Origin of the sequence: Curtobacterium sp. Leaf261 (assembly GCF_001422205.1) — a bacterium.
Taxonomy (GTDB): domain Bacteria; phylum Actinomycetota; class Actinomycetes; order Actinomycetales; family Microbacteriaceae; genus Curtobacterium.
Window position 1 is genome coordinate 64,591 of the sequence record NZ_LMMJ01000001.1, and the last position, 26,351, is coordinate 90,941.

Consider the following 26,351-nt stretch of genomic DNA (forward strand, 5'->3'; position numbering starts at 1 on the left):
ATGGCTGGTCTCACCGTGAGCGTCGTCTCGGCCGACCACGAGGTCTGGTCGGGCGACGCCACCATGGTCGTCGCACGCACGACGGAGGGGCAGATCGGTGTCCTCGCCGGACACGAGCCGATGTTGGCCATCCTCGCGCAGGGTGAGGTGCGCATCACCCGTGCCGACGGCTCGACCGTCACCGCGGAGGCCGAGGACGGCTTCTTCTCGGTCGAACACGACACCGTGACGATCGTCGCGCGTCAGGCCGCCCTGGCATCCGGCGGTCGCGCCTGACCGAGCTGACGGTCCTCCTTCCGCCGTCCGAGACGAAGCGGGACGGGGGAGACGAGACACGTCCGTTCGACCTCGGGGCGCTGTCCTTCCCGGAACTGACCGGAGAACGGGTCGCGGTGATCACCGCGGCCCGTTCCGTCAGTTCCGACGACGCGACGGCCCGAGCGGCGCTGAAGCTCGGGCCGAAGTCGCTCGCAGAGCGGCACCGCAACCTGACCCTGGAAGGTGCACCGACCCTCCCGGCCATCGACCGGTACACCGGTGTGCTCTACGACCCCCTCGACGCGGTCGGCGCCGATCCCGCGACGCGTGCGTGGTGGGCGGCGCACGTCGTCGTGCAGTCCGCGATGTTCGGTCCGGTCGGCGGGGGTGACCCGTTGCCGGCGTACCGGCTGTCGCACGACTCGCGCCTCGGCGTGGTGCGGTTGGCCACGACGTGGGCCGGCCCGTCGGCGCGGGTGATCGCCGCGCGGAGCGGCGGCGGGCTCGTGCTCGACCTGCGGTCCGAGGGCTACCGCGCGCTCGGTCCGGTCGAGGACGCGGTGACGCTCCGGGTCGTGAGCCAGGATGCCGACGGTCGTCGTCGGGCGCTGAACCACTGGAACAAGACGGCCAAGGGGCGTCTCGTCGCGGCCCTCGGTGCCGCCCGTCCCGACGTGTCGGACATGGCGACGCTCGTGGAGTGGGCTCGCACGGTGGGGATCGTCGTCGACCGGGTGGACGGTGTGTGGGAGCTCGTCGCGGAGAGCCTGGGGTCCGCCGCGGGCACCGCGTCCGACTGAACGGCGGCGACCGCCCGTCCTCCCCAGACTGCGAGCCGCGAGGCGCCGTCCACAGACGGCCGGAACCGCACCGGACTGGAGGCGCGGCCGCGGTTCGCTGCCTGCATGATCGATTCGACACGGAACGGGTCCTCGGGGCCGGACACGCTGTACCGCTACTACCCGCGCGAGGTCGCGGCGCACGTCACCCTCGGCGCTGCGGCAGCCGCGCTCGTGCGTCACGACGATCACCCGATGGGTCCTGGGGAGTCGGTCGCGGTCACGACCGCGTGCGCGGCGCTCGCGACCCGGCTCGGGCTCCTGCGGCACGTCGTCGACCCGGCCGTGCCCGCGGTGCCGTTCACGGTGTGGCACGAGCAGCTGCCGGCGGCGCTGCTCGGCACCGGGACGATCCCGGACCGCGACCGTGTGGTCGTCGCAGGGGACCGCTGTGTCGCGGCGTGGCGGCGCTGGGCGACATCGGCGGGGACGGCGGCCGACGACGTCGGCGGGGTCGCCGGGGCCCTGGCGCTCGGGTCGTGGTGCTCCTGGGCGACGAGGAGCGCAGCCCAGGCGCGGACCAGGGCGCGGTACGCGCTCGACGTCGACCCGTCCGATCCGCTCGCCCGCCTGGTGCTCGGGTGGTGTCGCGCTCGGCACGGGCCGGCGTGGCGGTCGTGAGCGTGGGGACCGCGTGGATCGTCTACGGTTGGGTGCACCGACGATCATGGGGGCGCGACGTGCACGACGAGGATCTGGACGACACCGTCATCCGACCGCGTCGCGAGCCCCGCGTCCCCGCAGAGCACGACGCCGTCGGCGACACCGTCATCCGGCCTCGGTCCGGGGCCGCCCTCGAGGACACCGTCATCGTCGCGCCGCGCCCTCGTGCGGCGCCACCGGGCGCGGTCCGTCCTGCAGCGGCGCCACGACGTGTGGCCTCGATCCGGCTCGGCGGCCGCGTCGTCCCGCTCGACCGACCCGTGGTCGTCGGACGTCGTCCGTCCGGCCCCCGGCTCACGATCGGCATCCAGCCCGAGCTCGTCGCGGTCGTGTCGCCGTCCGGGCAGGTCTCCAGCACGCACGTCACGATCCACGCCGAGGGCGATGCCGTCGTGGTCGAGGACATGCGTTCGACGAACGGCACGTTCGTTCGTGCGCCCGGCGCGGCGCCACTCCGTATGCGCGCCGGAGCCTCGATGGTCGTCCTCACCGGTACGGTTGTTGACCTGGGGGACGGAGTCTCCATCGAGATCCTGTCGCCGCACCAGCGCATCCGTCCCGAAGGTCCCGCCACCGCCTCGTACGGTGCGACCGTCCCCCCGGCGCCGGGACACCCCGGCACAGCTCCCCGTGGCGCGGGCACCACCGGCCTGGGTTCCCCCGAAGCAGAGAGACTCACCACGTGACCGAACTCGGCCGACCCGCCTCCGCGCTGACCATCCCCGTCCCGGGATCGGACGGCGCGTCCGTCACGCTCTCCTGGGGTGCCGCGACCGACGTCGGACGGCGGCGCGACCACAACGAGGACAGCTTCATCGTCGATGCGCCGTACTTCGTCGTCGCGGACGGCATGGGCGGACACCTCGCCGGCGACCGCGCGAGCGACGCCGTCGTCCAACGGCTGGGTCAGGCGACGCGGGGGTCCTTCGGGTCTCGCGGGGAGATCGAGGCCGCGCTCGCACTGGCGACCGTCGACATCGAACGCGCTGCCGGCGGCAACTCCATCGGGGCGGGCACCACGGTGACCGGGGTGACGCTCGTGGCCACCGCCGGGGTCCCGGCCGTCCTCGTGTTCAACGTCGGCGACTCACGGACCTACCGGATCGAGGACGGCAAGCTCAGCCGCGTCACGGTCGACCACTCGGTCGTGCAGGAGATGGTGGACGCGGGGCTGCTCAGGGCCGAGGACGCGGAGTCCCACCCGGACAGCAACGTGATCACCCGCGCCGTCGGGTTCGGCGAGCCGCCTGAGCCGGACTTCTGGACCCTCCCGCTGCACGCCGGCGACCGCTACATCGTCTGCTCGGACGGTCTCACGAAGGAGATCGGTGACGTCGGCATCTCCCGGATCTCCGCGAAGGTGCCGGATCCACAGGCCCTCGCCGAGCGCCTCGTCGGGGATGCGATCGTCGCCGGTGGGCGCGACAACGTCACCGTCGTGGTGCTCCGGGTCGATGCGACACCCGAGCTCGACGACACCGACGACACGCTCCCGCGCTCTGAACCCGCCTGAGTCCGTTCACACCCGGACGACCACCCCCGAACTGGGGTGGCCCGGTCGCGCAGTTGTCCACAGGGTGCGACGGGACGTCCGAAGCGCTCCGTAGACTTGTCCCGCCCCGGGCCGCCAGAGTTCGACGAACCTGGACGGCCCCGCGAACACCCGGTCGGAAGGAGGGGTCATGGTCAGACGTCTGCCGTCGACGCCGCCCGTGATCCCGGGCTTCTCCTACGTGCACGTCCTCGGCTCGGGCGGGTTCGCGGACGTCTTCCTCTACGAACAGAACATGCCGCGCCGCAGGGTGGCCGTCAAGGTGCTCCTCGACGAGGTCGTCGACGACCACGTCCGACAGTCGTTCCAGTCCGAGGCGAACCTCATGGCGCGCCTCAGCACCCACCCGTCGATCCTCACGGTGTTCCAGGCGAGCGTCTCCGCCGACGGCCGTCCGTACCTCGTGATGGAACTCTGCTCGTCGTCCCTCAGCGACCGGTACCGGCGCGACCCGATCCCGGTGTCCGATGCCCTCTCGATCGGCGTGCGCATCGGCTCGGCACTCGAGACCGCGCATCGCGAGGGAGTGCTGCACCGCGACCTCAAACCGTCGAACATCCTGCAGACCGCCTACGGCAACCCGGTGCTGTCGGACTTCGGGATCGCCGCGAGCCTCGGCGAGGCAGACCCGGACGAACCGATCGGCATGTCGATCCCGTGGTCTGCGCCAGAGGTCCTGATGGACGACTCCCGCGGATCCATCCAGTCCGAGGTCTACTCGCTCGCGGCGACGGTCTACTCACTCCTCGCCGGCCGGAGTCCGTTCGAGGTGCCCGGCGGCAAGAACGGCGCCTCGGACCTGATGACCAGGATCGACAAGGGCTCGGCCAAGCCGACCGGTCGCGCCGACGTGCCGGCATCGCTCGAACGCCTCCTGGCGTCCTCCATGGCGCGCCGGACCGAGAACCGGCCGACGACCGTGATGGAGTTCGTGCGCGGTCTGCAGCAGGTCGAGGCGGAGCTGGGTCTGCCGCAGACCGGCGCCGACGTCGCCGTGCAGGGGTGGGCGATGACCACGGTCGGGGACACCTCGGACCGGACCGTGCTCCGCGACGCATCGGCGCCCGCGTCGGGCGGACGGCGTCGCCGCGCCCGCCGTCCTGTGAAGGGCGGGGTCGTGCCGGCACCCTCGCAGAGCGTCGGGACCGTGCACCGCACCGGGTCGGTCACCAGGCAGCGCTCACGGAACCGCGGGTCGCTGCTCTGGGCGAGCATCGTGGCGGGCGTCGTGGTCGTCGCGCTCGGGGTGACCGCCTCCCTGGTGCTGTCGCGCACCGGGACCGCCTCGATCCCGACCGTGTCCGACATCAAGGCCGGCGTCTCCGGGACCTCGGTGACCTTCCGCTGGTCGGATCCCGGCATCGACGCCGGGGACACGTACGTGATCGCGTCGAACGGCGGAGCGAGCCAGCAGTCCGGGACCACGTTCGTGGTCAGCGGCTCCCGCGGCGACGAGGAGTGCGTCACCGTCACGGTGAACCGTGACGGCAAGAACGGCGACCCGAGCGCGCAGAAGTGCGTCACGATCGGGGACGACTGATGTTCCGCGACTTCGTGCGCGGCCACCGCTCGGCCGTCGTGACCGCTGCCACGACGGTGGTCATCGGTGCCGTCGTCGCCGCGACCGCGATCGTCTCCAGCGGCTACCACACGCAGCGCGTCGCGCTCGGGGACGGCACCGTCTGGGTGCCGAGCGCCGAGTACGGCGCGGTCGGCCGTGCGAACACCGGGGTGCTCCAGCTGAACACCGCGGTGGAGGCTGCGACGGACGCGCTGAGCGTGGTCCAGAACGGGTCGACCGTCTACAGCGTCGACGAGACCAAGGCGACCATCACCAGGGTGGACGTGGCGGACGCGACACTCGGCGACCCGATCACACTGCCCTCCGGCTCGCCGCAGGTGTTCTTCGCCGGGACGACCGCCGTGATCGGCAACGCCGACACGGGTGAACTCTGGTCGACGGACACCAGCGACCTCGCGCAGTTCGACGCGTCCTCGAAGGCCGACCTCACCCTGGGCGCCGATGCGGTCTTCGACGCCGACGACGCCAACGTCGCGGTCTACTCACCCCGGACGGGCACGGCCTCGCTCGTCGACGTCGCAGCCTCGCTCAGCGTCACGAAGTCCACCGAGAAGCGGATGAACACCAAGCACGACTTCCAGGTCGCCGCGGTCGGTTCGCACGTCGCGGTGCTCGACCAGACCGACAGCGTCCTGCAGGTCGACGGTCGCACGGTGGACCTCGCCGGGCGGACGAGCGGTACCCCGTCGCTGCAGCGGTCGTCGGAGAACGGCGCTGCGGTCGTCGTGGCGAGTGCCGCCGGTCTCCTCCGCGTCGCCCCGTCGGGTGCGGTCGACCAGGAGCCCCTCGCGGTGTCCGGCGCCGCCGCACGTCCGTACGTCGACGGCTCCTGCACCTACGCAGCGTGGGCCGGCGGGCAGGCGGTCAACACCTGCGACGGTCGCGCCCTCCAGCGCCTCGCGGACGTGCCGGCGGGTTCGGCGCTCACCGTGCAGCACAACGGCGACACGGTGGTGGCGAACGACCCCGAGTCCGGACGGACGTGGGCGATCGACCGCAGCGGCCAGCTGATCGACAACTGGGACGACCTGATCCAGCGCGATGACGACCAGCAGCAGCAGGAGCAGACCTCGACCGACGATCCACAGGTCGACACCGACCAGAAGCCCCCGGTGGCCGTGGACGACACCCTCGGAGCCCGTCCTGGCCGGACCACGGCACTCCCGGTGCTGCTGAACGACTACGACCCGAACGGCGATCCGATCGTCATCGACAGCATGACGGCGATCGACCAGAAGACCGGGTCGTTGGCGCTCATCGACGACCAGCAGGAACTGCAGATCACCCTCGGCGACCAGGCGACGGGCACCGTGCGGTTCGAGTACACGATCAGTGACGGCAACGGCGGCTCCGACACCGCCACCGTGACGGTCTCGGTGAAGCAGCCCGGTGAGAACTCCGCGCCGGTGCAGGTGCGCGACACCTCGGCGGACGTCGTGCAGAACGGCCACGTCTCGACCAACGTGCTCTCCGACTGGGTCGACCCGGAGGGCGACCCCGTGTACCTCGCGTCGGCGACCGCACCCGACGGGGACGCCGTCTCGACCACGCCGGACGGTCTGCTCGACTACCAGGACAAGAGCGGGCAGACCGGCAAGCGGACGGTCGCGCTCGTCGTGTCCGACGGCAGGGACCAGGGCCGCGGCACACTCGTCGTCGACGTCGCGGCACAGGGCCGGGTCCCGCTCGTCGCGGACGCGTTCGCGGTGCCCGCGTACGCCGGGCGAACGCTCGCCGTGTCGCCGCTCGAGCACGTCCGGGGCGGCAACGGGACGGTCACGCTCACGAGTGTGCCGAGCATCGCCCGGGCGACGGTGACACCGAGCTACGACGCCGGCACCTTCACATTCGCGAGCGACGCCCTCGGGGACCACCAGCTCGAGTACACCGTCACCGACGGCACGAAGACGGCGAGCGGGGTGATCCGCATCACGGTGCTCGCCCCACCGGACGCGTCGACCGCGCCGATCACGACCCCGAAGACCGTGTTCGTGAACACGCTCTCGACCAAGGACACCGACGTGACGGCGACGGATCGGGACCCCGCGGGTGGGGTGCTGCTCGTCACCGGACTGAGCGGACTCTCGGCGCGTTCCGGGGTCGAGGCGAGCGTGCTCGACCAGCACACCGTGCGCGTCACGCTCACCGCGCCGCTGACCGGCGCCGTGTCGTTCAACTACGAGGAGACGAACGGCCTCGCCTCGGCCACCGGCAGCATCACGGTGATCGAGATCCCGAAGCCCGACCACATCCAGCCCCCGGTCGCGCAGCCCGACAGCGCGACGGTCCGCGTCGGGGACGTCACGACGATCGACGTGCTCGCGAACGACACCCAGCCGGACGGCGAGCCGCTGACGCTCGAACCCGATCTCGTGCAGAACGTGCCGGGCGACGCCGGTCTGCTGTTCGCCTCCGGTGACCGCCTCCGGTACCTCGCGCCGAAGACCCCCGGGAACTACACCGCGGTCTACCGCGTGGACGGGCCGGACGGACAGCACGCGGACGCCACGGTGTCGATAGCGGTGCGTGAGCGCGACGCGGCGACGAACGCCCCGCCCGTCCTGCAGACCATCACCGCGCGCGTCATCGCCGGCGAGTCCGTCCGCGTCACCGTGCCGCTCAGCGGGATCGACCCGGACGGCGACTCCGTGCAGCTCGTCGGGGTGGCGTCCAACCCGGACAAGGGCTCCGTCAGCGACGTCACGAGCAACTCGCTCGTCTACGACGCCGGCGACTACTCCGCGGGCACCGACGAGTTCACCTACACGGTGGTGGACGCTCTCGGGGCGAGGGCCACCGGCACCATCCGGGTCGGGATCGCGCCGCGCGCCAACCAGGCGTCCAACCCCGTCGCCGAGCCGGACCACGTCGCGATCCGACCGGGTGGGAGCGTGACGGTCCGCGTGCTCGAGAACGACTCCGACCCGGACGGCGGTGAGCTCTCGGTGGCCAAGGTGGAGCCGAACGGGGCCGGGCTGCGCGCCAGGATCATCCGCAAGCAGGAGGTACGGGTCACACCGCCGCAGAACGCCGGGTCCGGCGACTTCGCCGTGCTCTACACGGTCACCAACGAGGACGGCGGGTCGAGCACCGCGTTCCTCACCGTGACGGTCGACAAGGACGCCGAGCCCCTGCGGCCGGAGGTGTCGGACACCACACTCGACCTCGTCGACATCCTGCACCGCACGACCGTGAACGTCGACGTCCTGAAGAACGTGTTCTTCGCCGAGGGCTCCACGTCCGACCTCCGGGTGGGGCTCGTCGACGGCTACACCACGAACGCCAGGGTGACCGGTGGCGGCCGCGTGCAGGTGACCCTGACGAACGACTCGCAGACGATCCCGTTCTCGGTCGCCCGCCGGGATCATCCGGACATCGTCTCCTACGCGTTCATCCAAGTCCCCGGGTTCGCGGACGCGCTCCCGCAGCTCGACCGGACGGCGCCGGCGCTCAGCGTGAAGAGCGAGTCGACGATCCAGATCCCGCTGTCGAAGTACGTCGTGACGGCGAACGGCAACGCGGCGCGGATCACCGACCCGAGCACGGTCAAGGCGACGCACGCGAACGGCGGTGACCTGGTGGTCGACGGGTCCACCCTCACCTACACCTCGGCGAAGCTGTACTTCGGGAACGCGTCGATCTCGTTCGAGGTCACCGACGGCTCGTCGGCGAACGGCGGCAAGGGACGCACCGCGACCCTCGTCCTCCCGATCAAGGTGACACCCCGCGCGAACCAGCCTCCGGCGTTCACCGGGAGCAGCGTCGAGATGCAACCGGGTGACTCGCGGACGTTCGACCTGACCCGGCTGACCAACTACCCGTACCCGAAGGACCTCGGCGAACTCCGGTACACCGTCGTCTCCCGGCCGGACAGCGGCATGACGGCGACGATCGCCGGTCAGGCGCTGACGGTCAAGGTCGCGGACACCACACCGAAGGGCACCACGGCGGGGATCGGTGTCGGCGTCGCCGACTCGACCAACGAGGGCCGGGCGGGCACGATCGGCGTCGCGGTCGTCGGGTCGACCAGGCCGCTCGTGCAGCCGGGTGCCGACCGCGCGGTCACCAGGCGCGGGCAGACGACCACCATCGACGTGCTGACGAACGACAACGCCACGAACCCGTTCCCCGGGGAGCCGCTGAAGGTCGTCGCGATCCGTGGTCTCGACGGCGGCATCCCGTCCGGTGTCACCGTGACCCCGAGCGCAGACCGGTCACGGCTGTCGGTGAGTGTCGCGTCGAGCGCGAGGCCGATCGACACCCACCTCCAGTACCAGGTCGGCGATGCGACCAACGACCCGGACCGCCGCGTCTGGGGTGACGTCACGGTCTCCGTGCAGGACGTGCCGGACGCGCCGAGTGCGCCGAGTCGCACCGGCACACCGACGGGAGGCACGGTGGCGTTGACCTGGAGCGCCCCGGCCGCCAACAACTCGCCCATCACCAGCTACCGGATCACCGGGCGAGCGTCGAACGGCGGGACCTACTCGCACGACTGCGGCGCGAGCACGGTCTGCTCGCTGACCGATCTCGACCCCCAGCAGCGCTACACCTTCACCGTCGCGGCCGTGAACGCGATCGGGACCTCGGCGTCGTCGGGATCGAGTCCACTGATGAGTGCCGACTACATCCCGGGCGGACCGGCATCGGTGAAGGTCACGGCCGACTCCGGCACCCCGAACCGCCTCGTCGTGTCGTGGCCCGCGGTGGCTCGCCCCTCGCCCGGATCGGCGATCAACGACTACGTCGTCGCCCTCACCGGGCCGACCGGGCAGCAGAGCCGCACGGTCGCCGCCAGCACCACCTCCGTCACGTTCGACGGCGCACAGGCCGGCGGCCAGTACACGGCCACGGTCTACGCCCGGAACAACGCGCTGGTCGTCTCCGACGCCGACTGGAACCGGACGACGTCACCCTCCGCGACCGCGGTCGGGATGCCCTCGACCCCGACGATCTCGGTGTCCGGAACCCCGGACGGCCGGGGCCGGACCACCGTGACCCTCGGGTCGGCGGAGCAGGACTGGGGCGGCGGACCGAACCAGACGCTCACGATCGCGCGCTTCGACCCGGGGACGAGCATCCCGAGCGGCTGCTCGACGACCGGGGCGTCGGCACAGTTCGGCAACACCGGTTCGGACACGGTGACGGCAGACGGCGAGTACCAGTACGTCGCGTACGCGGACAACGGCCTGTTCTGCGTCGCCAGCGCGCCGCGGGGTGTGACGAGCTTCACCCCGCCGGGGATGCCGTCGGCGCAGGTGGGGCTGCAGGACTACGGCAGCGGACTCGGCGGGACCAAGAGGACCGACGACAACGGGAACGTCGACGTCCAGGTCTCCGGGCTGACCGCCTCCGGCAGGGTCGACCACTACATCGTCACGCTCTCGGACGGCACGGTGGCACGGGTGTCCGGAGGCTCCGTCGGTTTGACACCGAGTCCGTCCAGGTACGGATCGTCGCTGGCGGTGTCCGTCAGCGCCTGCCGCGAGTCGTCCGACGACTACTGCACGACGAACCAGGACGTCGGCTCGGTGACGCCGTTCACGGCCCATGCCTCCTCGATCGCGGTGGACAGCGCCGGGACGCTCTCGTTCGCCGCACCGGCGAACTCCCCGGCGCTGCCGACCACCTACAGTGTCTACGTCTGCACCGCGACCCTCCTCGGGCTTCCCGACTGCGGCACGACGTACACCGACGCCGACGGGGCGCAGCAGCCGTACAAGAACGGCTCGACGATGCCCGACGGGCTGCGCTCGGTCCGCGTCACGGCTACGGTCACAGCAGGCGGCGCGGACTACGTCGACCAGAACCCGACCACCGCCAGCTTCGGCCAGTGACCACGACCCCCGGACCACGACCCCCGACACACGAGGAACGACATCCGCATGAGCATGACCCCCGAGCAGGCGACCTGGTTCGCCGACGTCGCCGGCCGCATCGTCACGAACGTCGAACAGGTGCTCCTCGGCAAGACCTTCGTGATCCGGATCGCGGTCACGGCGATGCTGAGTGAGGGCCACCTGCTGCTCGAGGACGTCCCCGGGACGGGCAAGACGAGCCTGGCGCGGGCGATGGCGCAGAGCGTGCAGGGCTCGACCACACGCATCCAGTTCACCCCGGACCTACTGCCGGGCGACATCACGGGCATCAGCGTGTTCGACCAGAAGAACACCGAGTTCGAGTTCCACCGCGGTCCGGTCTTCGCGAACATCGTCCTCGCCGACGAGATCAACCGTGCGAGCCCGAAGACCCAGTCGGCCCTGCTCGAGGCGATGGAGGAGTCCTCGGTCACGGTCGACGGCACCACCCACCGCCTCGCTGCGCCGTTCATGGTGATCGCCACCCAGAACCCCATCGAGCAGGCCGGCACGTACCGGCTCCCGGAGGCGCAGCTCGACCGCTTCCTCATGAAGGCGTCGATCGGCTACCCGGACCACGCGGCGACGGTGAAGATCCTCGAGACGGCATCCGCGCCGTCGGCCTCGGTGCCGCTCCAGAGCGTCGTGCCGGCCGCGACCATCACCGAGATGGCGACGCTCGCGCGGACCGTGCACGTCGACCCGGTGATCGCCGACTACGTCGCCCGTCTCGTCGACGGCACCCGGTCCGCGAACGAGGTCCGCCTCGGGGTCAGCGTCCGCGGGGCGATGGGCCTGGTGCGCGCCGCCAGGGTGTTCGCCGCGCTGAGCGGCCGCCACTACGTCACACCGGACGACGTGAAGGCCCTCGCCGAGCCCGTCCTCGCCCACCGCCTCGTGCTCGACGCCGAGGCCGAGTTCGACGGCGTGAGCACCTCGAGCGTGATCTCCCAGCTCCTCGTCGAGACGCCACCACCCGCGGACCGGATCGCCCCGTGACGGACAGGTCCGCAACGGGGCAGCGGGCCTCGCCCGCGCGGGGAGACGTGTCGACGCAGTCGCGGCGACGCTCCTCGACCCGGTCGCGCCACGGTGGTCGCACGCCGTACGAGCGCACCGGGACCGTCGCGGGCCTCACCAACGTCCGGACGAGGATCGTCGGCGAGCGGGACGGTGTGGCCGCCGACGCGGTCATCGGTGTGGTGCGCGTCTGGCGGACAGCTGCGCGAGCCGTCCTCGGCGCGTGGACCCAGGTGTCCGCCGTCGTCACCGGCCTGGGGTGGACGGTCGCGGCGCTGACACTCGCGGCGTTCGTCCTCGGGTACCGCTTCGGGCTCCGCGAGGTGGTCGTGGTCGGGTTCGCCGGAGCCCTGCTCGTCGCCGTCGCCGCGGTCGCGCTGATCGGTCGTCCGGGCCTCGTCATCCGGATGGAGCTGCCGAAGCACCGTGTCGCCGTGGGGGAGCCGGCCGGGGTGAGCGTCGTCGCCGAGAACCCGGGCCGGATCCCGTCCGTCGCCACGACGGTCGAGATCCCGGTGGGGGTCGGCCTCGTCGACGTCGCACTGCCGAGCATCGCCCCGCAGCACGACGTCACGCGCGAAGTCCCGGTCCCGACGGTCCGTCGCGGGGTGCTCGACGTCGGACCCGTCACCGGCGTGCGCGCCGACCCGGTCGGCCTGGTGCGCCGCGAGTTCATCTGGACGGCCCGTGAGCAGGTGATCGTGCACCCCCGCACCATCGCGATCCCGTCGACGAGCACCGGACTGGTGCGGGACCTCGAAGGGCAGGCGACCCGCGACCTCTCCCCGTCGGACATCGCCTTCCACGCGATCCGCGAGTACCAGCCCGGCGACGACCCCCGGACGATCCACTGGAAGTCGACCGCGAAGACCGGGGCGTTCATGGTCCGGCAGTTCGAGGACACCCGTCGGTCGCACCTCGTGGTCGCGCTCGGGCTCGGGCGTTCCGAGTTCGCCGACGACGACGAGTTCGAGCTCGCCGTGAGCGCGGCCGCCTCCCTCGGCACCCGGGCGATCCGCGACGGCCGCGAGGTCACGGTCGTCGTGTCCGAGCGGACACCGGAGTTCGCCAGGCGAGCCGTCTACGCGGTGCACGCCCTGCCGACGGTCACACCCACCCGGCTGCTCGACGACTTCGCGACGGTCGGGCTCGCGGACTCGTGCCTGCCGATCGCCGAGGTCGCTCGCATCACCGGTGCGGACAGCGCCGGGGTATCGGTGGCGTTCCTCGTCGTCGGGTCCACCGTCGGCCTCCCCGCCCTCCGTCTCGCCGCGACGCGGTTCCCCCTCGGTGTCGAGGTCGTGGCGGTGATCTGCGAGGCCGAGGGCACGCCGGGGTTCGTGCGCGTCCCCGGTCTGACCGTGATCACGATCGGGTACCTCGACGACCTGCGCCACGCGCTGCACCGATCGGCGGCGGCATGACCGCCGTCGCGTCGAGCACGAGGCGATCCGAACGCGCTGCCAGGAGGCGCGGTGTCGGCTGGCAGCGTCTGGTCGGCGGCACCCTCGGGGTCTGGCTCCTCGTCGCACTCGCGAGCGTCGCGTGGTGGCCGGTCTACCGCTCCGGGGCGATGCTCACCGCGGGGATCGCCGCGGTCGTCGTCGGGACGGTGGTCGCGCTCTCGGGAGCCGTGTGGCGCCTCCCGAGCGTCGTCGTCGTGCTCGCAACGGTCGCCGGTTTCGTCCTGGTGGGGGTCCCGATCGCGGTGCCGTCCGAGGCGGACGGTGTCCTGCCGACGCTCGCCGGGGTGAGCGACCTCTTCGCCGCGGTCGCACTCGGGTGGAAGCGGCTGGTGACCATCAGCCTCCCGGTCGGCGACTACGAAGCGCTGCTCGTGCCCTTCTTCGTCTCCGCGCTCGTGGCGACGGTGATCGCGGTGAGCGTGGCGACGCGAGCGAGGCGTCAGGAACTCGCGAGCGTGCCGCCGATCGTGCTCTTCGCCGCGGCGATCGTCGTCGGTCCGACGAGCCTCGGCTACCCGATCGTCGCCGGGGTCCTGCTGGTCGGCGTCGGCCTCGTCTGGGCGCTGTCCGCGCGGCACGTCCGTCGTGCCGTCGCGGTCGCCACGACGGTGGGCGCTCGCGTCGGGTTCCGGCGGGCGATCCTCCGACCCGCCCTCGTCGGGACGGCCACCATCGCGGCCGCCGGTGTCGTCGCGACCGGTCTCGGGATCGCCGCGGCGCCGAGCGGACCGCGTGCGGTGGCCCGGACCGCCGTCGTCAAACCGTTCGACCCGCGTGACTACGTCAGCCCGCTGAGCGGTTTCCGCGCGTACGAGGAGTCGCCGACCGCCGATGCCGCCGAGCTCCGCGTCTCCGGGTTGCCGGCGGACGCGTTCATGCGCATCGCGACCCTCGACACGTACGACGGGGTCGTCTACTCGGTCGGCGGTCCGTCGGGCGCGACGGCGTCCGGCACCTTCAGCCGCGTCCCGACCTCGGTGGACGTCCGCGACCGAGCGGGAGCACGGGTGGACGTGGACGTCGACGTCCTCGGGTACAGCGGTGTCTGGGTCCCGACGATCGGCGACCTCGAGACGGTGCAGTTCACCGGGACCGGCGCGACCGACGAGCGCGGGTCCTTCTTCTACAACCCGAGCACGTCGACGGCCGCGGTCGTCGGCGGGGTGTCACGCGGCACGTCCTACCGCCTGCAGGCCGTGGTCCCGACGCAGCCGTCGGCCGCGCAGCTCGCGGACGCCCGTCCCGGAGCAGCGTCCGTGCCGTCGCCCAGGCGTGTCCCGGACGCTGTCCGCGACACGGTCCAGTCCTCGACGAAGGACGTGCAGGGGTCCGGTGCCAAGCTCGCCGCGATGATCAAGCAGCTCCGCGCCACCGGGTACGTCTCCCACGGGGTCGGCGACGAGCGGCCGAGCCGGTCAGGGCACGGCGCCGACCGCATCGAGGAGCTCCTGACGTCGCCGCTCCGGATCGGCGACGGCGAGCAGTACGCGGTCGCCGCGGCACTCATGGCGGACGACCTGGGGTTCCCGTCGAGGGTGGTGCTCGGGTTCGCGTCGGACGAGAACCGGGCCACCGAGGGCACGACGACCTTCCGGGGCAGCGACGTGACCGCGAGGATCGAGGTCGACACCGCGCAGTACGGCTGGGTGACGATCGACCCGAACCCACCCGTCCGGGAGATCCCGGCCGAGGAGCTCCAGACCCCGCAGCCGGTCACGCGTCCTGAGACGGTCGTGCCACCGCCCCCGGCCGCCGACCAGGACCAGGGCACGCAGAGTCCGCCCCAGAGCGATCGCAACACGCCACCGGTGACACCGCTCTGGCTGCAGATCCTGCTCGCAGCACTACCGTGGGTGATCGGGGCTCTCGCCCTCGTCGCGCTCGTGCTGCTGCCGTTCGGGGTGATCGTGGTGATCAAGCGCCTCCGTCGTCGCCGACGCGCCCGGGCGCCGTCGAGTCGAGGCCGGATCGTCGGCGCGTGGGACGAGTACCGGGACGCGCTGCTCGACCGTGGGACCGCCGTGCGGTCGTCCGCGACGCGGCGCGAGGTCGCAGCGAGGGCGCCGGGGACCGGTGGGACCGGCCTCGCATCGCTGGCGGACCGGGCCGTCTTCGGGCCGGTCGACACCGACAACGGGACCGCGGACCGGATGTGGGCAGCGACCGACACGGCGATCGCGGAGCTCCGGACCGGCCGCACGCGGTGGGAACGCTTCCGCAGTGCGACGTCCGTGCGGTCGCTCGGCCGTGGCGCCGCCTCCGGTCGTCCCGGACCGCCGGTGGCCTCGGTCGCCAGCGGAGATCGGTACGATGGCCGGAGTTCGAACGAGGACAGAGGTCACCAGTGATCAGATGCGAACACTGCGGATCACCGCTCCCGGACGGGGCGATCTTCTGCGGCGAATGCGGTCGGGCCGTCACGAGCGGTGCTGCCCGACGTGCGGCGACGCCCGACGCGACGACCGCGGAGCAGCCGCCGGCACTCCAGGTGCCGGGAGCCGACGGAGCCAGGCGTGATCCGGCCGCGGAAGCATGGCTCCCGGAGTCGACCCTGGACCCCGCGACCCGCGCCTGGCTCGCGGGCGATCGGCCGCGTGGTGGGCCTGCCCAGGCGATCCCGGTCGCTCGGCCCGGCGGGACGACGGATCCGGCTCGGACCGATCCGTTCGCACCGAGGACCGCGCCGACGCATGTGCACCGAGCGGGTTCTGGACTCGGCGACTGGACCGGCCGTGCGCCGTCCGAGCCGCCCCTCGACCCGGACGCGTTCCCGACGGACATGCCGTCGGGTGGTTCGAGCATGCAGCCTCGCCGCGACCGGCCCGATGACCGCGACCGGCCCGATGACCGCGACCGGCCCGGTGATCGCGAGCAGCCCGATGCCATCGAGCCGGACACCGAGACGACCGTCTCGACCGCACGGACTTCGGCACGCCAGGACCCCACCGCCACGGGAGCCGTGCCACGCTGGCAGGCTCCGGAGCGTCCCGGACCCGTGCAGGCGTCCCCGGCGCCGGTCGTGGCGCCGAAGCCGAGTTGGTGGATCGACCGCGGCGCGAACGCCCCGGCCACGATCGATGACGTCCCGGACAAGCCGACGCCGGGTGCCGGGCCTGCTGTCCCCACGGCGAACGACCCGGCCGCGACCGCAGACCGTCGAGCGGGCACCGCGCGGTCCGATGCGCTGCCGACCGACGCGCGACCGACCGACGCGAGACCGACCGACTCCGCGACTGCCGACGTCCCGCCGACGGACACGACCGTGAGCGCTCCGCAGCAGACCGGTGCGCTGCCGACCGGGTCGTCGACGTCGGGCGCTCCGATGTCGAGCGCGCAGGACGACGCGCCACGACCCGGTGACACCGCGATCGTCCCGCCGTTGCTCGGCGCGCGTCCGGTGCAGCGACCCGTCCCACTCATCGCACCCGGCGCCGACGGTGCGACCTGCCACGTGTGCGGTCACGCCCTCGAGCCCGACGACATCTTCTGCGAGGAGTGCGGCGCGGTCGTCACGGCCGTGACAGCTGCGTACACCGGCCCGGTGACGCCGCTCCCGATGATCCGGCCCGACTGGTCGGTCACGGACGACGACGACCTCGGAACGGTCGTCGGCGGCCGGACCAGCGACGGGGACGCACCGTCGACGACCCGCGCCGAGCGCCGCGCTGCGACACACGCCGCGGGCAGGTCCGACTCTGGTCCCGGTGGATCCGGTGCAGGTGCAGGTGCAGGTGCCGATGGCGGTACTGGTGCCGGTACGTCCGGTGATGATCGGGGCGAGTCCACCGTCGATCCGAGTGCGCCCGACGCCGATCCGGGTGCGGCCGACATGGACGCTGGTGCTGCAGACTCCGGGAGCATCCGGACTGGAGGCACGGTGCCAGCAGGCGTGCTGGCCGACGCCGTCGACACCGAGACCCCGGCAGGCGTCACCGAGGCGGAGCTCCACGCCCCGACGATCGCGGTGACGCTGCCGCCCATCGACGACCTCCGACCGGCGGTCGACGAGTCCGGTGACGAGGATCGCGCCGCCCCCGACGACGAAGACGCCGAGGACGACGAAGACGCCGAGGACGTCGAAGCCACGCGCATCGTCGCGAAGACCCCTCCGCGGGCGCCGATCGTGCTGCACTTCAGCACGGGGGAGCGCTTCGGCATCCGGGGTTCCGGACTCCTCGGTCGGTTCCCGAGGCCCGCGGACGGGGAGCGCTTCGACGACCTCGTGACCGTCGCCGACCCCGGCAAGTCGGTGTCGAAGACCCACCTGGAGCTCGGGCGGGACGGCGACGACCTGTGGGTGTCCGATCGCGAGTCGGGCAACGGCACGGTCGTCCGACACATCGACGGGTCCATCCGGCGGTGCGAGCCCGGCCGGCGCTACCGCGTCGAGCGTGGTGCGCGCGTCGACATCGGGGAGCAGTTCTTCCTGGTCCAGTAGGGCCGCTGCGGACGACTCCGCTCCTCCTGCACAGTGGGGGCTCGGGCGGAGTTGCACACAGTCGGAGGTCCTCGTGCGGGGCTCGGGCTCGAGATCGTCTCTGCTTGACGCATGGGAACGTCCGGAGTCCGTCGCCCCCGCGCGCCCGAGCAACGAGTGCGGCCTGTGGCTCAGGTGGTGCGCGCACGGATCGAGACGACCCTCGCCGTCGTGGTGCTGACCGTGGCGCTCCTGACGGTGGGGGCGGTGACGCTGACGGCAGGGGCGTCGTGTGACACCCGTGGGACGCCGTGCGCCCTGGTCCAGGGCGGCGTGACGGGCGTGGCGTCCGTCCTGCCGGATCCCGTCGTCGATGAGTCCGCCGCCGTCGGACAGTTCCTCGTCGCGGCCGGACCCGCTGCTCCGCTCGTCGTCCTGCTCGTCGCCGTGGCCGGAGCCGTCTCCGGACGGCGGACGCGCAGCCGGCCGGTGCGGAGGCGCAGCCGACCGGTCCGGACGAGGGCAGACGGAGGGCGCCTCCGGGGCGGCGGATCCGACGAGACCGTGGTGCGGGCGGGACCACCCGGTGCGGCTCCGAGCCTCGGTGGGTCGAACGCGGGTCCCTCCGTCACGGCCGTACGGGCCGCAGCGCCCTGGACGATCGGGGACGCCGGGGGCGCGGCCGGGGTCCCCGTGCTCGTCGGGTGGCGGACGGGCGTGGGGCAGAGTGCCGTGACCGGGTGGCCGGACCCCGACGAGCGGGCGGACCCCGACGAGCGGCCGGGCCCCGACGAGCGGCCGGCGTGTGGTGGGTCCCTCGATGCTGTCGTGCTCGATGCCGCCGGCGGCATCACGGTGCAGGGACGCGGACCGGTTGCGCGGGGTGTGTTCCGTGCGATCGTGCTCGACCTCGTGGAACGGTGCCCCGAGCTGGTGGGGCCGGGCGGCAGCGGTGGCGTGGAGCTGCGCGCGATCGGTGACGACCGGATCGCGGGCCTCGCTTGCGCGACCGAACCGCCCGACGCAGCGGGGGAGGTGTCGGCCGACCAGGCGGTCGCGGTGATCCTCGCTCCGGACCCGGTGATCGTCGTGGTGCTCGTCGGGGATGACGCCCGCGCCGACGCCCGACGCGGACCCGGCAGACCCCACCCGCGCGGACCCGGCGGACCCCACCCGCGCGGACCCGGCGGGGTGCCCTCGCCCGGACCCCGGGCACCGAGCGCGACCGGACACGGGAGCCGGATCGTCGTCGGCGCCGCGTCCTGCACGGTCGACTCCAGCGCGTTCCTGCCGCGGTTCCCACGTCTCCCGGACTGACCGAGGATGCGGTCCGCAGCGGTGGAAACTAGCCTGGGCGGATGCTCTCCCGACGTGACGCCGCCGTCCGGCTCGACATCCCCCTCGAGATGGCGACCCACCACGGCATCCCCGCCCGCCTGAGTGACGCCGAACTCGCGGCGATCGAGCAGGACCCGCCGGCATGGCTCGTGCAGTCCCGTGCGAACCGCACCGGCACGAAGAAGGTCTGGGTGCGCCTGGAGTGCGTGGTCTGCGGCTTCTCCGAGGACGCCCGGCCCAAGAAGTGGTGGCCGGACTGGGACTACCTGACCTGTGACTACCACGCGCAGTACCAGGCACCGGAGCCCACGAGCGGGCTCACACGGCGCGAGGTCGAGGGCATCGGCAGTCGGTTCGTCGCGCTCGTCGACGAGAAGCCCTAGCCGACGCCCCGGCGGACCGCGCTCCGAGCGTCCAGCGGACCGACCAGCGAGCGTGCGGTGGACCGACCACCGAGCGTGCGGTGGACCGACCACCGAGCGTGCGGTGGACCCGCGGTCAGTGCGCGACGAGCCCGCTCCCGGCGCGCAGGACCCCGACCGGCACACCGCCACCGAGGACCCGTTCGACGGTCGTCTCGAGCACCTCCGACACGGCGTAGGCGTCGACGAACCCGGCGCGTGCGAGGAGCGTGAGCGCCGCGAGGGTCCCGGCCCGACCGGATCCGTCGAGCACCTTCACCGCGACGGCGCCCGCCCCGCGCACCCCCATCACCATCACGCCCTCGGCACCGAGCTTCGCGAACACCCCGAGCCGCTCGGTCGTCACGGTGTTCGCCCGTCCGACCCCGTCGATCGCCCACGGGTGCGCGAGCACGGCGTCCGTGAGTGCGATGGCCGCGTCGTCACTCGGACCGACGACCTCCGCGATGCCGCGTGCGAGCCCGCGGAGCGTCAGTGGCGCCACCGGGGCGCCGCACCCGTCGGTCCCGACGAGGTCGACCCGTTCGCCCGTGAACTCCTCGACCGCCGTCACGACGTGCTGCTGCATCGGGTGCGCGAGCTCCAGGTACGTCGACTCGTCCCAGCCGTTGACCCGGCACGCGGCGAGCATGCCGGCGTGCTTGCCCGAACAGTTCATCGCGAGGCGTCGGGGGCCCGGCATCGATCGTGCCGTCTCGCGGTCGAACGGCATGTCCGGTGGGCACCCCAGATCCTCCTCGACGTGGTCGAAGCGCTCGAGCATGTGCCGCGCGACGGCCTGGTGCGCCGGGGTGCCGGCGTGGCTCGCGGTGCTCAGGACGAGCTCCTCGGCGGCGAACACGGCCCCTGCTCGACGGATCGCGACGGCCTGGAACGGCTTCATCGTGGACCGCGGGTAGATGCTCGCGCCGATGTCCCCGACGGCCTCGAGCACGGCTCCGCCGGCGTCCACCACGATGCCGGCGCCGAGGTGACGGCTCTCGTCGAACCCGGAGCGTTCGAGCACGGCGAGTTCGACCGACCCGTCCGCCGTGAGGGGGTGGCGATCGGTGCGGACGGCGTCGGATCCGGTCATGATGGGAGTGTATCGACGACCGAGAGGACCCCCATGCTCGACCACCACTACGAGGTCACCCTCCGCTGGACCGGCAACCGGGGGACCGGGACGAGCGGCTACCGCGACTACGACCGCGACCACGTGGTGAGCGCCGCGGGCAAGCCGGACGTGGTCGGGTCGGCCGATCCGGCGTTCCGCGGTGACCGGTCGCGGTGGAACCCGGAGGAGATGCTCGTCGCCGCCCTGTCGCAGTGCCACATGATGAGCTACCTGTACGTCGCGACCCTCCAGGGCTTCACCGTCGTCGAGTACGAGGACCGGGCCACGGCGGACCTCGACGTCCATGCGGACCACTCGGGGAACGTCACGGGGGCGATGCTCCGGCCGGTCGTCACGATCCTCGAAGCGGACCTGGTCGATGCGGCGACCGCGGCGCATGCGGAGGCGAACCGGCTGTGCTTCATCGCCGCATCGGTGGCCTTCCCGGTCGAGCACACGCCCGAGATCCGCGTCGCCGCAGCCTGAGCGCAGCAGCGCAGCACCGCCGCAGCGTGATCGCACCGCCTGGACCGCACACGGAGGAACGTGCGGCAGACTGTCGGAGGTCGGCCGCCCGGACACGGCTGCCGAACTCCCCATCGACTCGAAGGTCCCCCGTGAAGCGTCTGCGTCTCCTCCCGTTCCTCCTCGTCCCGACCGTCGTCCTCGGCCTCGCCGCGTGCTCCGGTTCCGGCTCGGACAACGCGTCGTCGTCCCCGAGTGCCAGCGCGAAGACCGCTGCGTGCCCGCCGTCGGGCAAGGACTCGAAGGCCATCAAGGTCGCCGGCGACTTCGGCGGCTCGACCGCCCCGACGGTGAAGTTCGACAAGGGACTCTCGGCCAAGGCCGTCGAGTCGACCACGACCGTCACGGGGAAGGGCAAGAAGCTCTCCGACGGCGACTTCATCAAGGTCTCGTACTCGGTGTACCAGGCCAAGACCGCCGAGAAGCTCGGCTCCGTCGGCTTCGACTCGGGCAGCCCGCAGGTGCTCTCGGTCGGTGGTACCGGCTTCGGCGACGCCCTCGGCTGCGCCACGGTCGGGTCCCGGCTGGCACTGGTCGGCGCGAGCAAGACCCTCGGCTTCGGCACGACCGGCCAGATCGTCGTCATCGCAGACATCCTCGAGACCCTGAAGACCCATTCGACCGGCAAGGCGCAGACCCAGGACACGGCACTGCCGACGGTCAAGGACAAGTCCACCGGCGAGCCCGAGATCACGATCCCGGACGGGTACGCGGCACCGGCGAAGACCACGACCGAGGTGCTGAAGGCCGGCGACGGGGACACCCTCACCGACGCCGACACGGTGTTCGTGCAGTACACCGGCAAGATCATCAAGACCGGCAAGGTCTTCGACTCGACCTGGTCCAAGGGCCAGCCGGCGTCGTTCGCGCTGACGGGCGTGGTGGCGGGCTTCAAGGACGGACTCGTCGGCCAGAAGGTCGGTTCGCAGGTCCTCATCGTGATCCCCGGCGACCAGGCCTACGGGGCGAACCCGCCCGAGGGGTCGGGCATCCCCGCGAACGCCGACCTGCTGTTCGTCGTCGACATCCTCGCCAAGGGCTGAGCGTGACCGGGGAGCCGACGGCACCCGCGGGCGAGCAGGACGGACTGCCGCACGGCAGCCCCGCGCGCTCGCATGGCACCGCCCCGGCCCGGCGTGACGTCGTCCTCCTCGGCAGCACCGGTTCGATCGGCACGCAGGCGCTCGACGTCATCGCGCGGAACCCGGACCGCTTCCGCGTCGTCGGCCTCACCGCGGGGGGCAACCGCGACCTCGTCGCCGAACAGGCGGAGCGCTTCGGCGTCAGCGAGACGGCGTTCGGGGCCGAGGACGCCGAGCGTCTCGTCCGGAGCGTGCACGCGGACGTCGTCCTCAACGGCATCACGGGTTCGGTGGGCCTCGGTCCGACCCTCGCGGTCCTCGAGACCGGCGCCACGCTGGCCCTCGCGAACAAGGAGAGCCTGATCGTCGGTGGTCCGCTCGTCCAGCGGGCGGCAGCACCCGGTCAGATCGTGCCCGTCGACAGCGAGCACTCCGCGATCGCGCAGGCGCTCCGCTCCGGCAGTGCCGACGCAGTCCGACGCCTGGTGCTCACGGCGTCCGGTGGCCCGTTCCGCGGCCGGACGAGGACCGAACTCGCCCACGTCACCCCCCAGCAGGCCCTCGCACACCCGACGTGGGACATGGGGCTCGTCGTCACGACGAACTCGGCGACGCTCGTCAACAAGGGGCTCGAGGTGATCGAGGCGCACCTGCTCTTCGGCGTCCCCTACGACCGGATCGCCGTCACGGTGCACGCGCAGTCGATCGTGCACTCGATGGTCGAGTTCGTCGACGGCTCGACGATCGCGCAGGCGTCGCCGCCCGACATGCGGCTGCCGATCGCCCTCGGCCTCGGCTGGCCGGACCGCGTGCCGGACGTCGGCGTGCCACTCGACTGGACGACGGCGAGCACCTGGACGTTCGAACCGCTCGACGAGGACGCCTTCGGGGCCGTCCGCCTCGCCAAGCAGGTCGGCGAGCGGGGCGACACGTTCCCGGCCGTGTTCAACGCGGCGAACGAGCAGGCCGTCGCCGCGTTCCACGCCGGGTCGATCGGGTTCCTGGACATCGTCGACACGGTGGAGCGGGTCGTCGGCGAGCACACGGCGGGGGAGCTGTCACTCGAGGGTGTCCTCGCGGCCGAGCGGTGGGCGCGGCAGACCGCGGACCGTCACCTGTCCCGCTGACCCGAGCCGGGCCTCCAGGCTGACGCAGGCCCGGAACCGTGCTCGCAGGCTCGCCCGGCGCGATGCCGCGCAACGCTGGCGCGTCGCCCCGAGCGGAGCACGCGCGGACTGGAGGCACGGCGCGGCTCCACAGGAACCACTCGGTTCCCGGAATGGTCGCGTCCCGTACGATTCCCGGGTGACTCCGGAATCCGTCCTGCTCTTCGTCCTCGGCGTGGTCGTCTTCATCGTCGGACTGCTGGTCTCGATCGGCCTGCACGAGCTCGGCCACCTGACCTTCGCGAAGCTCTTCGGCGTCAAGGTGACGCAGTACTCGCTCGGCTTCGGCAAGGCGATCTGGTCGTTCCGGCGCGGTGACACCGAGTACGGCATCCGACCGATCCTCCTCGGCGGGTACATCTCGATGGTCGGCATGCTCGCGCCCCGGCCCTCCGGCAAGCCGTCGCCGATCACGAACACCGGGTTCTACAGCGCGATGATCCAGGACGCGCGACAGGCCAGCGCCGAGCAGATCGCGGTGGAGGGCGACGAGCGCGCCTTCTACCGCCTCCGCCCCTGGAAGCGGATGATCGTGATGGCGGCGGGCCCGGTCGTGAACCTCGTGATCGGGGTGCTCATCTTCGGGGTGCTGCTCTGCGGATTCGGGGCGTACACGACCTCCATCGCGGCGACGTCGGCGTGCGTGCTCCCGACGAGTGCCTCCGACGAGTGTGCTGCGGGCGATGCGGTCTCCCCGGCGAAGGCCGCCGGTCTCCGACAGGGCGATGTCGTGCTCGCGGCGAACGGCGACACGAAGCTGACCTCGACGTCGCTCACGACGCTGTTCCAGGAGTCCGCGGGCAAGCGCGTCGACCTGACCATCCTCCGCGACGGCAGCGAACGGCACATCGACGTGACCCCGACGCTGGCGACCCGGAACGTCCTGAAGACCGACGGCACCGTCGCCAAGAACAAGGACGGCTCCACGAAGACGGAGCAGGTCGGTGTCGTCGGTGTCTCGATCGGCGCGACCCTCGTCCGGCAGTCGCCGGCGACGGTGCTGCCCGCCGTCTGGCAGCAGACCGAGGCATCGGCGTCGCTCATCATCAACCTCCCGCAGCGGCTCGTCGCGGTGTGGAACGCGGCGTTCGGGGCCCAGGAGCGCGCGGCCGACAGCCCCGTGAGCGTCGTCGGTGTCGGCCGGGCGATCGGCACCGTGGCGTCCGAGAGCGGCATCCCCGTGGTCGACAAGATCTACACGATCCTGTCGCTCCTCGGTGCACTCAACATCGGCCTGTTCGTGCTCAACATGGTGCCGCTGCTGCCCCTCGACGGCGGACACATCGCGGGAGCCATCTGGGAGGCCATCAAGCGCAACACCGCCCGGCTGTTCGGCCGCAGGGACCCGGGGCCGATCGACCTCGCCAAGCTCATGCCGCTGACGTTCGGTGTCGTGATCCTGCTCGGTGGCATGAGCCTGCTGCTCATCTACGCCGACATCGTGCGCCCGGTGAGCGTGTTCGGCTGATCCGCGTGACCGGCCGACGGACGGGAGGGACGGTGCCGGCCCGCACCGTCCCTCCTGTCCGTCAGCGGCGCCGGTCCGGCGCGACCGGCGCGACAGGCGCGACCGGCGCTACGATTCCGGGATGAGCGAGCGCACTGCGGAACGCAGCGGGACCGGCATCGAGCTGACCGGGATCGACACGATCGCCGAGGCGGACCGCAGGGGCACCCCCCGGCAGCTGTTCTGGCCGTGGTTCGCCGCGAACGTGTCGGTGCTCGGCCTCAGCTACGGCTCGTTCGTGCTCGGGTTCGGGATCTCGTTCTGGCAGGCGAGCATCGTCTCGGTGATCGGCGTCGTGTTCTCGTTCTTCCTGTGCGGGGTGGTCGCGATCGCCGGCAAGCGGGGCTCAGCGCCGACGATGGTGCTCAGCCGGGCCGCGTTCGGCGTCCGCGGGAACCGGCTGCCGTCCTTCCTCAGCTGGATCCTGACGGTCGGGTGGGAGACCGCGCTCGCGTCACTGGCCGTGCTCGCGACATCGACCGTGTTCACCGAGCTCGGGTGGAACGGCGGGGTCGCCACGAAGCTCGTCGCGCTCGTCGTCGTCGCCGCGCTCGTCATCGGTGCCGGGGTGGCCGGGTTCGACGTCATCATGCGGATGCAGACGTGGATCACCGTGATCACCGGGGTCCTGACCGTGGTCTACATCGTCCTGGCGGTGCCGCACATCGACCTCGCACGGATCGGGGCGCTGCCGGCGGGGAGCGCCCAGAACGTCATCGGCGCGCTGGTGCTCGTCATGACCGCGCTCGGCCTCGGCTGGGTGAACGCCGCGGCCGACTACTCCCGGTACCTGCCGCGCTCCGCCTCGACGCGTGGTGTGGTGTGGTGGACGACGTTCGGCGGAGCCCTCGCCCCCGCGATCCTCATCGTGGTCGGACTGCTGCTCGCCGGGTCGTCGCCCGCGCTCAGCAAGTCGATCGGGGCCGACCCCATCGGGGCGTTGACGAGCATCCTGCCGGTGTGGTTCCTGGTGCCGTTCGCGGTGGTGGCGATCCTCGGGCTCGTCGGCGGGGCGACGCTCGACATCTACTCGTCGGGCCTGGCGCTCCTGAGTGCCGGCGTCCGGATCCCGCGGCCGGTCGCCGCCGGTGTCGACGGCGTCCTCATGGTCGTCGGTGCGATCGCCGTGGTGTTCTTCGCCCCGGACTTCATCTCGCCGTTCCAGGCCTTCCTCGTCACGCTCGGCGTGCCGGTGGCGGCGTGGTGCGGGGTGTTCCTCGCCGACGTGCTGCTCCGGCGTCGGGACTACGCCGAGGGGGAGCTGTACGAGGTCTCCAGGCGCTACGGCGACGTCCGGTGGACCGCGATCGGACTCGTCGTCATCGGGACGGTGCTCGGGTGGGGTCTCGTGACGAACACGTACGGGGTGCCGTCGTGGTTGAACTGGCAGGGCTTCCTGCTCGGGGCTCTCGGGCTCGGTGGGCGCGAGGGCGCGTGGGCGTACGCGAACCTCGGCGTGCTCGTGGCGCTCGTGGTCGGGTTCGTCGGGACGCTGGTGCTCTCGCGGGGTACCGTCCGCCGTCAGGAGTCCGAGAGCGCCGAGACGCGCTGACCGGGTTC

The 26,351-nt window shown here is 72.1% G+C and carries 19 protein-coding genes and 1 pseudogene; 19 read left to right on the plus strand and 1 reads right to left on the minus strand.

The window, feature by feature from the left end; genetic code table 11:
- The 14 genes and pseudogenes from ASF23_RS00295 to ASF23_RS00355 all read left to right on the plus strand — a co-directional run bounded on the left by ASF23_RS00295 (position 1) and on the right by ASF23_RS00355 (position 19,376).
- On the plus strand, positions 1–276 hold the full coding sequence (locus tag ASF23_RS00295; RefSeq protein WP_055947379.1) for a F0F1 ATP synthase subunit epsilon: 276 nt from the start codon (positions 1–3) through the stop codon (positions 274–276).
- Positions 277–281: 5 nt separating this feature from the next.
- Positions 282–1,058: a YaaA family protein gene (locus tag ASF23_RS00300; protein ID WP_055947382.1), complete on the plus strand. Its 777-nt coding sequence runs from the start codon at positions 282–284 to the stop codon at positions 1,056–1,058.
- A gap of 105 nt (positions 1,059–1,163) precedes the next feature.
- Positions 1,164–1,718, plus strand: a complete 555-nt coding sequence (locus ASF23_RS18495) for a hypothetical protein (RefSeq protein ID WP_055947385.1) — start codon at positions 1,164–1,166, stop codon at positions 1,716–1,718.
- Between the two features lie 59 nt (positions 1,719–1,777).
- Positions 1,778–2,446 carry an FHA domain-containing protein gene (locus ASF23_RS18500; RefSeq protein WP_162236663.1) on the plus strand — a complete coding sequence of 223 codons (669 nt, stop codon included), beginning with the start codon at positions 1,778–1,780 and terminating at the stop codon, positions 2,444–2,446.
- Entirely contained in the window at positions 2,443–3,273 is an 831-nt protein-coding gene (locus tag ASF23_RS00315) for a PP2C family protein-serine/threonine phosphatase (RefSeq protein ID WP_055947389.1), read from the plus strand. Before ASF23_RS18500 ends, ASF23_RS00315 begins: the two co-directional genes overlap by 4 nt.
- A 169-nt stretch (positions 3,274–3,442) precedes the next feature.
- Entirely contained in the window at positions 3,443–4,852 is a 1,410-nt protein-coding gene (locus ASF23_RS00320) for a serine/threonine-protein kinase (protein WP_055947391.1), read from the plus strand.
- Entirely contained in the window at positions 4,852–10,731 is a 5,880-nt protein-coding gene (locus ASF23_RS00325) for an Ig-like domain-containing protein (protein WP_055947393.1), read from the plus strand. The genes ASF23_RS00320 and ASF23_RS00325 overlap by 1 nt, the downstream gene beginning before the upstream one ends.
- Positions 10,732–10,779: 48 nt before the next feature.
- Positions 10,780–11,751, plus strand: coding sequence for an AAA family ATPase (locus ASF23_RS00330; protein ID WP_055947394.1), 972 nt, complete (start codon positions 10,780–10,782; stop codon positions 11,749–11,751).
- The gene (locus ASF23_RS00335; RefSeq protein ID WP_235510723.1) at positions 11,748–13,196 is read left to right on the plus strand and encodes a DUF58 domain-containing protein; all 1,449 of its coding nucleotides are present in this window, start codon (positions 11,748–11,750) and stop codon (positions 13,194–13,196) included. Before ASF23_RS00330 ends, ASF23_RS00335 begins: the two co-directional genes overlap by 4 nt.
- Positions 13,193–15,586 carry a DUF3488 and transglutaminase-like domain-containing protein gene (locus ASF23_RS00340; protein WP_055947397.1) on the plus strand — a complete coding sequence of 798 codons (2,394 nt, stop codon included), beginning with the start codon at positions 13,193–13,195 and terminating at the stop codon, positions 15,584–15,586. The genes ASF23_RS00335 and ASF23_RS00340 overlap by 4 nt, the downstream gene beginning before the upstream one ends.
- Positions 15,583–15,651: pseudogene (locus ASF23_RS19040) on the plus strand (zinc-ribbon domain-containing protein); the annotation flags it as partial. The gene ASF23_RS00340 and the pseudogene ASF23_RS19040, both read left to right, overlap by 4 nt.
- Before the next feature lie 387 nt (positions 15,652–16,038).
- Positions 16,039–17,676, plus strand: coding sequence for an FHA domain-containing protein (locus ASF23_RS18505; RefSeq protein ID WP_235510725.1), 1,638 nt, complete (start codon positions 16,039–16,041; stop codon positions 17,674–17,676).
- A gap of 165 nt (positions 17,677–17,841) precedes the next feature.
- Positions 17,842–18,972 (plus strand): hypothetical protein, encoded by a 1,131-nt coding sequence (locus ASF23_RS18920; RefSeq protein WP_156364023.1) that lies wholly within the window; start codon positions 17,842–17,844, stop codon positions 18,970–18,972.
- 41 nt (positions 18,973–19,013) lie between these two features.
- Positions 19,014–19,376, plus strand: coding sequence for a hypothetical protein (locus tag ASF23_RS00355; protein ID WP_055947406.1), 363 nt, complete (start codon positions 19,014–19,016; stop codon positions 19,374–19,376).
- A 115-nt stretch (positions 19,377–19,491) separates the two neighbouring features.
- Here the strand turns inward: ASF23_RS00355 and ASF23_RS00360 are convergent, their stop codons facing one another.
- Positions 19,492–20,490, minus strand: coding sequence for an asparaginase (locus tag ASF23_RS00360; protein WP_055947410.1), 999 nt, complete (start codon positions 20,488–20,490; stop codon positions 19,492–19,494).
- Positions 20,491–20,523: 33 nt separating this feature from the next.
- Between ASF23_RS00360 and ASF23_RS00365 the strand changes: the two genes are divergently transcribed.
- From ASF23_RS00365 to ASF23_RS00385, 5 genes are all read left to right on the plus strand, one after another.
- Positions 20,524–20,997, plus strand: coding sequence for an OsmC family protein (locus tag ASF23_RS00365; protein WP_055947413.1), 474 nt, complete (start codon positions 20,524–20,526; stop codon positions 20,995–20,997).
- 131 nt (positions 20,998–21,128) lie between these two features.
- Entirely contained in the window at positions 21,129–22,079 is a 951-nt protein-coding gene (locus tag ASF23_RS00370; RefSeq protein ID WP_055947415.1) for an FKBP-type peptidyl-prolyl cis-trans isomerase, read from the plus strand.
- Between the two features lie 44 nt (positions 22,080–22,123).
- Entirely contained in the window at positions 22,124–23,245 is a 1,122-nt protein-coding gene (gene dxr / locus ASF23_RS00375) for a 1-deoxy-D-xylulose-5-phosphate reductoisomerase (RefSeq protein ID WP_055948961.1), read from the plus strand.
- A 178-nt stretch (positions 23,246–23,423) separates the two neighbouring features.
- Complete coding sequence (locus tag ASF23_RS00380) at positions 23,424–24,752, plus strand: M50 family metallopeptidase (RefSeq protein ID WP_055947417.1); 1,329 nt, start codon at positions 23,424–23,426, stop codon at positions 24,750–24,752.
- A 121-nt stretch (positions 24,753–24,873) separates the two neighbouring features.
- Positions 24,874–26,343 (plus strand): purine-cytosine permease family protein, encoded by a 1,470-nt coding sequence (locus ASF23_RS00385; protein ID WP_055947422.1) that lies wholly within the window; start codon positions 24,874–24,876, stop codon positions 26,341–26,343.
- The last annotated feature ends 8 nt before the right edge of the window (positions 26,344–26,351 follow it).

Bases quoted from the DNA above. Each gene is read 5' to 3' on its own strand.
- ASF23_RS00295 (WP_055947379.1), top strand. From the start codon at position 1: ATGGCTGGTCTCACCGTGAGCGTCGTCTCGGCCGACCACGAGGTCTGG.
- ASF23_RS18495 (WP_055947385.1), top strand. From the start codon at position 1,164: ATGATCGATTCGACACGGAACGGGTCCTCGGGGCCGGACACGCTGTAC.
- ASF23_RS00320 (WP_055947391.1), top strand. From the start codon at position 3,443: ATGGTCAGACGTCTGCCGTCGACGCCGCCCGTGATCCCGGGCTTCTCC.
- ASF23_RS00325 (WP_055947393.1), top strand. From the start codon at position 4,852: ATGTTCCGCGACTTCGTGCGCGGCCACCGCTCGGCCGTCGTGACCGCT.
- ASF23_RS00330 (WP_055947394.1), top strand. From the start codon at position 10,780: ATGAGCATGACCCCCGAGCAGGCGACCTGGTTCGCCGACGTCGCCGGC.
- ASF23_RS00340 (WP_055947397.1), top strand. From the start codon at position 13,193: ATGACCGCCGTCGCGTCGAGCACGAGGCGATCCGAACGCGCTGCCAGG.
- ASF23_RS18505 (WP_235510725.1), top strand. From the start codon at position 16,039: ATGCAGCCTCGCCGCGACCGGCCCGATGACCGCGACCGGCCCGATGAC.
- ASF23_RS00355 (WP_055947406.1), top strand. From the start codon at position 19,014: ATGCTCTCCCGACGTGACGCCGCCGTCCGGCTCGACATCCCCCTCGAG.
- ASF23_RS00360 (WP_055947410.1), bottom strand. From the start codon at position 20,490: ATGACCGGATCCGACGCCGTCCGCACCGATCGCCACCCCCTCACGGCG.
- ASF23_RS00365 (WP_055947413.1), top strand. From the start codon at position 20,524: ATGCTCGACCACCACTACGAGGTCACCCTCCGCTGGACCGGCAACCGG.
- ASF23_RS00385 (WP_055947422.1), top strand. From the start codon at position 24,874: ATGAGCGAGCGCACTGCGGAACGCAGCGGGACCGGCATCGAGCTGACC.